We start from the raw sequence: 9,835 nt of genomic DNA, 5'->3' as shown, positions 1-9,835 counted from the left end.
CAGCAAAAATAAGGTGTAGATGTCTAGATTGCATTGTGCTGTCGAGGGTTTAGTAATTTCTCTCATTCTCCCATACCCATTACTAGACGACCCTTATTTATCAATGCACTATTTTGTTATTCTGTCAATGCGTAAGTCCTAATTTATATCATCGTGCTGAGAGGATGTTTTAAAAGTCAAAGTTAGTCAATGACCCAAAGCAAGTTTTGCCGATCTCAAGGAGGAATTTAAACCCGCTAGCAAACAAAACTAGTTGGGTTCACTATCATTTGGCTCTGGGGTAGGTTCTGGGGTAGGTTCTGGGGTAGGTTCCGGGGTAGGTTCCGGGGTAGGTTCTGGGGTAGGTTCTGGAGTAGGAGTTTGTGCCGCAATGCTGAGTTGATAACTTAGTGGTTCTGATGCTGTGGAAGCAATTACAAACTGATAAAATCCCGATTCTGGTAATTTATTAACTAATAAATTACGTTCTGGAGAGTCTTCTAAAAATTTCACTTGGCCAGAAGGAGAATAAACCGAAAGTAAAACTTGAGGACTGGCTTCTAACTTCACTTCCATTAATTGATTTTGCGCCAGGTGAGCAATAAAAACTTTACCCCCAGTCGGGTCAACAGCTGATTGCAGATTACCTGTAACTGTTTTGCTGGTAGTACCTGGATCAAATAGAATTCTGTCTAAAGCCGTTCCAGAGACAATAGCGTTAAGTTTATCGCTAACAAACCCGTGCCAAACTTGTCCCATGGGTTGATTGATAAAATTTTGGCCTTGCTGTTGAGGAAATTGGTTGAAAAACGCAGGGTCAGCTAAATCATATAAAGAAGTCATACTCACGTTGAGTTTGTTAACTTCCACTCGCCAAGCTTCCCGTTCTGCTGCTGTATAAGTTCCCAATTGTTGGCGCGACCTCGTACTCAATACAGCTACTTTTTCTAGTAATTGAGCGGCTGTTTTATCCCATTGTGCCCGCAAACTTTCATCTTGCGCTTGATCAGTGAGAGTGCGTCGCTGTAAACTGGGGTTATTGTCCCAAAATATTTGATCTACCAACCGGACGTAAAAGCTGGAATCAATTCCCAATTGTTGACGGCGATTGTTTAATCTTTGTTTACGTTGACGTTCCGCTGGGGAGAGTGGATCTGGGGGTGTCGTGGGTTGCTCAAGGGTGGGAGGGCGAGTAGGTGTAACTGTTTGTGGAGTGTGATCACTGCTAGTGAATCCCCACCAAATTCCCCCAGCTGTACCCGCAACTATGATTACTGCTACTAAGGCTGTTGCTGGTGTTAACCCGGATGTTGGTTCGGGAGATGATGAGGGAGATGGGCGCGGTGGGGGAGGGGGGGAAACAGCAACTGTAGCAGATGTGGGTGGGTTAGTGGGATATTGAGTTGGGGGATGACTCACTGATGAGGGGTTGAGAGCAGCTAAGACGTGAGCAGCTGAGTGATAGCGATCGCCTGGTCTGGGGGATAGCATTTTATCTAATATCTGTCCCAATACCGGACTGAGAGTAACTTCTCGTCGCCATTGCCAAGTTAGATTATAATTATCAATGAGTTCTGGCGGTTGTTTACCTGTCAATAAAACTAGGATGGTGACAGCCAAGGCGTACAAGTCGCTGTGAGTATACACCATACCTGTTTGCATCTGTTCTGGAGGTGCAAAGCCTATTTTACCTAGTAGGGTGGGTGATTGGGGGGATGGGGTTTTTTCCCCTTGGTAATATTGCGAGGCCACCGTTGCGGCTACTTGTTTCACGCCGCCAAAGTCAATTAATACCGGTAATTTGTCAGTACTGCGCAGGATTAAATTATCTGGTGAGATATCCCGATGAATGACCCCCATGGAGTGGATATATTTCAACACTGGCAGAATTTCTAATAACAATTGCCTAACTTCAAGTTCTGTAAATCGTAATCCTTGCTGTTTACGCGCATCTAATAAGGAACTATAAGTTTGTCCTTCTACATAATCCTGCACCAGGAACAGGTATTCCTGACCTTGTAAGTTAATTCGCAGTAGTTCCCGAAAGCGGGGAATTTGCGGATGTTCTAGCTTGTAGAGAACCGCCGCTTCTCGCTGAAATAATTCTTGGGCTTTTTGTGCAATATAGTCTGTTTGAACTTGAGGGGAAAATTCTTTTAAAACACACAGTTCACCGAACCGGTTCAGGTCTTCAGCTAAATAGGTACGTCCAAAACCTCCCTGACCGATTTGACGAACAATTACATAGCGATCGCTTAAAGTTACACCGGGTTGAATACTATTATTTATATACATAAGTCATTAGCTATCCGATTTTTACCTGACTGACTTGATCAGCTGCGATCGCATCCCAAAGTGTCTATAGGATTTATGCTGATCTGGAGCCGAATAAGTGCGGTCAAAACCACCATATACTAAACCACAATAGGACTTATACACGAGTTACTTTGACACTATAAACTAGATTGAAACAAATTTTTCTTGATTTAGCAGTGGAAAAGGAATGGGATATTTTAGCTGGTGGAAGTCGCACCAGACTATATTCATCTGTTTGTCAGCCTCAAACCAACCGACACACCACATTTAATAATTAAAGCTTTTAAGGGTTACAGTAGCAACTATTCGAGATGTCTTAATACCTGTTAAAACCTTTTTGTTAAGGATGCGATAGGATAAATCTTGTTGAGTCGGGTTTCATCCCTATGCTTTAGCGTGGGGGTTCTCACACTCCCACTATGTTTTGATAGTTAAAAGCTCCGAACATGGACTAAGCCTTGCTCGGAGCCACAGTATTAAAGGGGTTGAGGACTAGATACTAGGACAAACTTCCCCCCTAGTCCTGAGGTTTTAGTAGCGGTTACGGGAACCGCCACCACCGTATCCTCCCCGTCCACCACCAAAGGAACCTTTATCCTCTTTGGGTTTAGCTTTATTCACTTTCAGGTCGCGTCCCATCCATTCCGCACCGTCTAGAGCCTCAATGGCTGCTGTTTCTTCATCGTCCGAACCCATCTCTACGAAGGCAAATCCGCGTACACGACCTGTTTCACGGTCGGTTGGTATTTGCACTCGTTTGACGGTGCCGTACTCTGTAAACACCTCAGTGAGGGCTTCTTGGGTAACGCTGTATGAAAGATTACCTATATAAATTGACATCAATGGTCTCCAAAATCACAAAAACGTAGAGATTTAGATTTCGGAGATAAGTCTGTAAATACCACAAGGAAAAAGCCTGTCAATACTAAAAACAAACGCTGTCGCCGAATTAATTCTCAACTCCAATTGTGGCACATAATTTTAATGATCACAGGAAAAGTGAAAAAAACTGTTATAAAAAGTTATGTTAAGGTAAATCTATATTTATGTCGTCTTGTCTACCCCCAGTAAGATAGATATTTGAGTCTTGCGGATTGGCAATATCAAGTCCCCCTACCCCACCTAACACACAGAAAAAGACCGCTTAGATATTGATCTCAACGGTCTTTCATGCTTGAATAATGGTATCAACGATGGGGTCTACAGGTCAGGAGGCAAAATCACCTGATCAATAGCGTGGATCACACCATTAGTACCCTTAATATCTACTTCAACTACGTTGGCATCATTGACCATCACCCCATTAGAACCAACGGAGACCTTTATGGCTCCCCCTTCAAGGCTTTGCACTTCCCCAGATGACAAATCAGTAGATAGAACTGTGCCACTGACTACGTGGTAAGTTAATAGCTTGAGCAAGATTTCTTTATTCTCTGGCTTTAACAAGTCTCTGACAGCATCTTGTGGTAATTTGGCAAATGCTTCATTGGTGGGAGCAAAGACTGTTAATTGATCTCTACCTTGCAAAGCTTCCGTTAATCCCGCTGCTTTTAATGCCGCCATTAAGGTGGTAAACTTAGGGCTAGACTCTGCTAGTGCTAACAAGGTTTTGTTTTCAGTTTGAGTTGTGGGTGGTGTGACCCTGGGGGTGGTGGGTTGAGTTCGAGGTTTATTACGGTTATAGGGAAACTCATCAAAAATACTGGGTCTAGGATTAAGTGTTCCACCCCCAGCTTGTGCTAGATTATTGGTTGCTTCATTGGCTAGAGATGGTAAATTGAGCAAAAGGCTAACACTGGCTAACCCAACTATTCCCGCAAGATTGGTCAAAAAATTGCTGTAATTTGCTTTCATAAATCTTTTTAGTCCTTCTTAATATAGGTGACATTAAAGATTTATAACACTTCGCTATGCAAAATATATAAATCCAGCAGCAATATTTTTAGTGCAAATAACTATGTAAAATTATCACTGATGCTTTTAAACACCTGAGATAATTTCCCAGAATCCATAATAAACACTTTGTACATCCTACTTGGTTTCCTAGCACCATGGCTACAGTCCTGACTAACAGCCAAAATCTCCTATTTCTTCCATAAGATTTTTGCTAAATTGCTGACTTGCTCAGGAAAATTACCGGAAGTGAAGATACAATAAGAGCGTTGTAGAATTAAACTCTTGAAAATATAGGTTATGCTGGAATTATATCAGTGGGAAATATCTCAATATTCAGAGAAAGTACGGTTGATTCTAGATTACAAAGGGCTAAATTACCGTAAAATAGAAGTTACCCCCGGAATTGGACAAATAGATTTATTTCGGCTGACTGGACAAAGACAAGTGCCAGTTTTAAAGGATGGTAACAGATATATTGTTGATTCTACTGAAATTGCTAAGTATTTAGATTTAGAATATCCCGATCGCCCACTCATACCTCAAGATTCTCGACAACGTGGTTTATGCTTATTGATGGAAGAATGGGCAGATGAATCAATCGGTAAGAAAGCAAGGGTAGCTCTTTTTTCTGCTATTAGTCAAGACCAAAATTTCCGCCAGTCTTTATTACCTAATTCCACACCGGATATATTTAAAAGTCTAATTGCAGGAGTACCTGGTGATGTGTTGACTGTTTTGGGCTTTGGGGTCGGTTATAGTCCAGATGTGATTAAATCGGCGATCGCGGACTTGAAACAAGACTTAGAAGCACTAACATTATTATTGGCAGATAGTCCATATTTAACCGGTGATGAGCCGACTTTAGCTGATTTGACAGTGGCGAGTTTATCAATATTACTCAAGTTCCCAGAAGTCCCCTATTTAGACTTACCCGCAGGTATCAGAGGTAAAGGTGTACCTGGTTTAGCTGATAATCCTGATTATCAGCCATTTTTTGACTGGCGCGATCGCCTGTATACTCAATTCCGTAAACCATTAATCGCAACCCCACCAACGGGAAATGCACCCACTTCTATTCAAATTGAATAGGTGATGGGATGATGGTGATTAACTTTGTATTATTGGCTGGTTGGGTTATGGAAGTTAGGAACCACAGATGAACACAGGAATCTATAAGTTATTCAAATGAATTCTTCACAACCATTAGGTTCGGTTATCCAAGGTTCTCTGACTGGGGGGTTAGAAGTAAGATTACACCCGGATATTTCTGTGGAAGATATGCGGGTGGGTAAATTCTTGGTTGTCCATGGATTGCGATCGCGTTTTTTCTGTATGCTGACAGATGTAGCATTAGGAACTTCTAACCCCCGCATTCTTGCTAATCCCCCGGGTTGGGAAGACACTTTTTTACGGGAAGTTTTAGCTGGTAGTGGTACTTATGGTACTATCAACCTCGCCCCCATGTTGATGTTTACCCCTGAGTCTGATGAATCCTCAAATCATAGTACCAATGGTTTGGTCAAATCGCCAAATGGTTTAGCCTCATTTCAGCCCCAAACTAGTACTACTATGGAATTGCTCCCAGTAAAAACAATTCCCAGTCATTTCAGCCAAGTTTACGAAGCAAGTGAAGAGGATTTTCGCCGGGTGTTTGGGTGGGAAGACGACCCCCACAGGCGGAATTTTTCTGTGGGTAAACCCTTAGATATGGATGTAGCAGTTTGTATTGATTTAAACCGCTTTGTTGAGCGGAGTAATGGGGTGTTTGGTAAATCTGGAACTGGTAAATCTTTCCTCACACGCTTACTTTTAGCCGGAGTCATCCGCAAAAATGCGGCGGTAAATTTAATTTTCGATATGCATTCCGAGTATGGTTGGGAAGCAGTAGCAGAAGGGAAAAATGTTAATACTGTTAAAGGCTTAAAACAACTATTTCCTGGTAAAGTGGAAGTCTACACCCTTGACCCTCAATCTACAAAGCGTCGGGGGGTGCGGGATGCTCAAGAATTATATCTGAGTTATGAGCAAATCACAGTTGAAGATATTAAATTATGTAGTCGAGATTTAGGACTCTCGGAAGCAGCTTTAGATAACGCCAGTATTTTACACAACGAGTTTGGTAAATCTTGGATTACCCAATTGTTTAAGATGACCGGTGAGGATATTAAAATGTTCTGCGAAGAAAAGCCAGGACATCCAGGTTCTATCACCTCTTTACAGCGTAAACTCTTGCGCTTGGATAGTTTGAAATATATGCGGGGAGTTTGTCCCCAGAATTATATTAGTAAAATTATCCAGTCTTTGGAAGCCGGGAAAAATGTAGTCATAGAATTTGGTTCCCAATCCAATATGCTTTCTTATATGTTGGTGACTAACATGATTACTCGACGTATTCATGAGGAATATGTCAAGAAAGCAGATAAATTCTTACACAGTAAAAATCCCTGCGATCGCCCGACACCATTAATGATTACCATTGAGGAAGCGCACCGGTTCCTTGATCCGTCCATTGTCCAAAGTACAATTTTCGGCACTATCGCTCGAGAACTGCGAAAATATTTCGTAACTTTGCTAGTAGTAGACCAACGTCCATCGGGAATTGATAATGAAGTTATGTCTCAAATTGGCACACGCATCACCGCTTTGCTGAATGATGAAAAAGATATTGATGCGATTTTTACCGGTGTATCTGGTGCGGGTGGTTTGCGCTCAGTCTTAGCCAAATTAGACTCTAAACAACAGGCCTTAATTTTAGGCCATGCCGTTCCTATGCCCGTTGTGGTCAAGACCAGACCCTATGATACCACATTCTACGCCGAAATTGGTGATCCCGCTTGGGAAGAAAAGCCAGATGCAGAAGTATTTGCTGCTGCGGAAATAGCTAAAGCAGATTTAGGTTTTTAGTCGTGGACTTTATTGCTTTCAACCCAACTGTTCAAACAAATCAGCTAACACCACATTAGAAAATAAAAACCCTTGGGGGTCAGACAAGCGCAACCTCTCCCCAATAACTTCTACCCAACCCTTATCTAAATAAGGCTGTAAACATTTGTAAATTTCTTTGACTTGATCTTCCCCAAACTTCCCAACTAACATACTCAAACTTACACCCTCAGCCAAACGCAACCCTAACATTAAGGTTTCTAACAATACTTCTTCTGGGGGAGTCACTTCACAATCAATTATACCCCCAGAATCTAACCATCGGTAATATTCCTTAGTCTTACGGGGGCGGGTAAAGCGCTTTCCATCTATATAACTCGCCGCACCCATACCAAAACCATAATAAGGGCGGTTTTCCCAGTATACCCGATTATGCTGACATTGATGACCAGGGCGGGCATAATTGGAAATCTCGTAATGTTCATAACCTGCATCAGTCAGAACTTTTTGCCCCATTTGGTACATTTTGACTGTGGTTTCATCGGTTGGTAATGGCTGGTCACCAGGTTTGTAGTAACGACCAAAGGCCGTACCTGGTTCTATGGTAAGGTCATATATAGATATATGAGTAGGCATCATTGCCACTGCTTGATCTAGGGAATCCTGCCATTGTTCTAAAGACTGATGCGGCAAACCTGAGATGAGGTCTAAGCTAAATTCGGAAATTTCGACTTGATGAATTAATTCCACAGATGTAAAAATATCTACAACAGAATGCGATCGCCCCGCAAACTGCAATAATTCGGCTTGAAAGGCTTGTACACCCAAACTAACCCGATTTACACCAACGCTGCTATAGCCAGATATATGTGCTAAATCAAAGGTTCCTGGGTCTACTTCCATAGAAATTTCTGCACCAGCAGCAATTCCCAAATGTTTTTCCAGCGTTGCTAATATCTGTTGTAACTGCTTTGTTGATAGTAAAGAAGGAGTACCACCACCAAAAAAAATTGTCTTCAGAGGTTGACCAGTGGGAGTCATGGCAATTTCCCGACATAGAGCCTCCACATACTGGGATATAGTACCAGATGTTTCGCCCCGCAGGCGATCGCCCACCACAGACACAGGAAAATCACAATAAAAGCACCGCCGTCTGCAAAAGGGAATGTGTACATATGCAGCACTCGCCATTTCAGGAACATTAACTTTTTGATTCATTGTCAGTAAGAACTAATCAACCCCAGTGAGTATGACAAACAGTGAAAATAAATAGTTTTTCTTACAATTTCTTATCGTTTTACAACAAAAGTATGAAAAATATTCCCAAAAAACAGTTTAGTTATAATATTTGCAGATATTACCTGCTAAAAACCCTAATGTAAGTCAATATTGATTAATCTCTCCCACCGATGAAAAATACTTGAGTTTATTGGGTCACACAATCGCGGGAAAACAAGACAACTATGATTGACGCCATTATTATTCTCTCATTCATCCTAGCAGCAGCGGGAATCGGCTTCTACAGCATTGAACTACTACCCGACGGTTCCCTTGATGGGGTCACAAACCTAGACGCTTTACGCCTGGTTTTTGCCGTATTTGCCGCTATTCTTGGCGGTGCAGTGGGTCTACGTTTCCAAACATCATATCGGCGCTTAGAGGTACAAGTCCGAGAAATGCCCTTGGAAATGATCTTAACTCGCGCCATTGGCCTAGTTATTGGGCTCTTACTAGCTAACTTAATGCTAGCGCCATTATTTTTACTACCAATTCCCCAGGATTTTGGCTTTATTAAGCCACTAGTAGCCGTTGTCGGCAGTATTTTACTGGCTGTGACCGGGATGAATTTAGCCGATACCCACGGACGCGGGTTATTGCGGTTCATTAATCCCAACACTGTAGAAACAATGGTAGTGGAAGGCACACTCAAACCTGCCAGTACCAAAGTTTTAGACACTAGTTGCATTATTGACGGTCGCATTGAAGCTCTCCTAGAAACCGGATTTATCGAGGGACAAATTTTAGTACCACAGTTTGTATTGCAGGAGTTGCAACAAGTAGCCGATGCTAGCAAAGACCAAAAGCGAGTCCGGGGGAGGCGGGGATTAGAGATTCTCAACCGCATTAAGAAAGATTACCCAGATCGGATATTGATTAACCCTGTGGACTATGAAGAAACTGCCACAGTCGATGCTAAATTAGTCCGCTTTGCCCAAGAAATCAACGGTACACTCCTCACCAATGATTACAACTTATCCAAAGTAGCCAGCGTGCAGAAAGTGCCGGTTCTGAACGTGAATGACTTAGTAAATGCTGTGCGTTCTACTTATTTACCTGGTGATAATCTTGACCTAAAGATTCTCAAAGAAGGTAAAGAACCCACTCAAGGAGTGGGCTACCTCGATGATGGCACAATGGTTGTAGTGGAAGAGGGGAGAAGTTATGTCGGTGGTGAGGTGCGGGTAGTGGTTACTAGTGCTTTGCAAACCTCCGCCGGACGCATGATTTTTGCTAAACCTCAGGCTTCAGCTTTGGCATGAAATCTCACGGCAAACTAAAGTTAAATTGCGTTATCGGTGTAGTCCCACTGCACCGATTTTGTTTAGAAAAATACAGCCAATGTAGGACTTACGCATTGACAGAATAACAAAATAGTGCATTGATAAATAAGGGTCGTCTAGTAATGGGTATGGGAGAATGAGAGAAATTACTAAACCCTCGACAGCACAATGCAATCTAGACATCTACACCTTATTTTTGC

Annotated in this window: 7 protein-coding genes and 1 pseudogene; 4 read left to right on the top strand and 4 right to left on the bottom strand. The window is 42.3% G+C overall.

Going from position 1 to position 9,835, the window contains the following annotated elements; translation table 11 throughout:
* Nucleotides 1-249 precede the first annotated feature (249 nt).
* The gene (locus tag NWP21_RS15335) at nucleotides 250-2,274 is read right to left on the bottom strand and encodes a serine/threonine-protein kinase (protein WP_280793335.1); all 2,025 of its coding nucleotides are present in this window, start codon (nucleotides 2,272-2,274) and stop codon (nucleotides 250-252) included.
* A 164-nt stretch (nucleotides 2,275-2,438) separates the two neighbouring features.
* Here NWP21_RS15335 and NWP21_RS15330 point away from each other — a divergent pair.
* Nucleotides 2,439-2,595, top strand: a pseudogene (locus tag NWP21_RS15330) (transposase); the annotation flags it as partial.
* Between the two features lie 231 nt (nucleotides 2,596-2,826).
* On the opposite strand, the gene NWP21_RS15325 reads toward NWP21_RS15330, so the two are convergent.
* Both NWP21_RS15325 and NWP21_RS15320 read right to left on the bottom strand, forming a co-directional pair.
* Nucleotides 2,827-3,135 (bottom strand): RNA-binding protein, encoded by a 309-nt coding sequence (locus NWP21_RS15325; protein WP_280793334.1) that lies wholly within the window; start codon nucleotides 3,133-3,135, stop codon nucleotides 2,827-2,829.
* Between the two features lie 360 nt (nucleotides 3,136-3,495).
* The gene (locus NWP21_RS15320) at nucleotides 3,496-4,149 is read right to left on the bottom strand and encodes a fasciclin domain-containing protein (protein WP_280793333.1); all 654 of its coding nucleotides are present in this window, start codon (nucleotides 4,147-4,149) and stop codon (nucleotides 3,496-3,498) included.
* A gap of 339 nt (nucleotides 4,150-4,488) precedes the next feature.
* On the opposite strand from NWP21_RS15320, the gene NWP21_RS15315 reads away from it, so the two are divergent.
* The gene (locus NWP21_RS15315; protein ID WP_271730842.1) at nucleotides 4,489-5,280 is read left to right on the top strand and encodes a glutathione S-transferase family protein; all 792 of its coding nucleotides are present in this window, start codon (nucleotides 4,489-4,491) and stop codon (nucleotides 5,278-5,280) included.
* A 96-nt stretch (nucleotides 5,281-5,376) separates the two neighbouring features.
* Nucleotides 5,377-7,095, top strand: coding sequence for an ATP-binding protein (locus NWP21_RS15310; RefSeq protein ID WP_280793332.1), 1,719 nt, complete (start codon nucleotides 5,377-5,379; stop codon nucleotides 7,093-7,095).
* A gap of 18 nt (nucleotides 7,096-7,113) precedes the next feature.
* Here the strand turns inward: NWP21_RS15310 and hemW are convergent, their stop codons facing one another.
* Nucleotides 7,114-8,292, bottom strand: coding sequence for a radical SAM family heme chaperone HemW (gene hemW, locus NWP21_RS15305; protein WP_280793331.1), 1,179 nt, complete (start codon nucleotides 8,290-8,292; stop codon nucleotides 7,114-7,116).
* Between the two features lie 245 nt (nucleotides 8,293-8,537).
* On the opposite strand from hemW, the gene NWP21_RS15300 reads away from it, so the two are divergent.
* A complete protein-coding gene (locus NWP21_RS15300) occupies nucleotides 8,538-9,614 on the top strand; it encodes a PIN/TRAM domain-containing protein (RefSeq protein ID WP_280793330.1) in 1,077 nt (358 codons plus the stop codon).
* Nucleotides 9,615-9,835 lie beyond the last annotated feature (221 nt).

The sequence above is a fragment of the Anabaenopsis sp. FSS-46 genome, from assembly GCF_029891665.1.
Lineage (GTDB): Bacteria > Cyanobacteriota > Cyanobacteriia > Cyanobacteriales > Nostocaceae > Anabaenopsis > Anabaenopsis arnoldii.
Note: the sequence above shows the minus strand (reverse complement) of the source record. Positions and strands in the feature narration are given on the sequence as shown.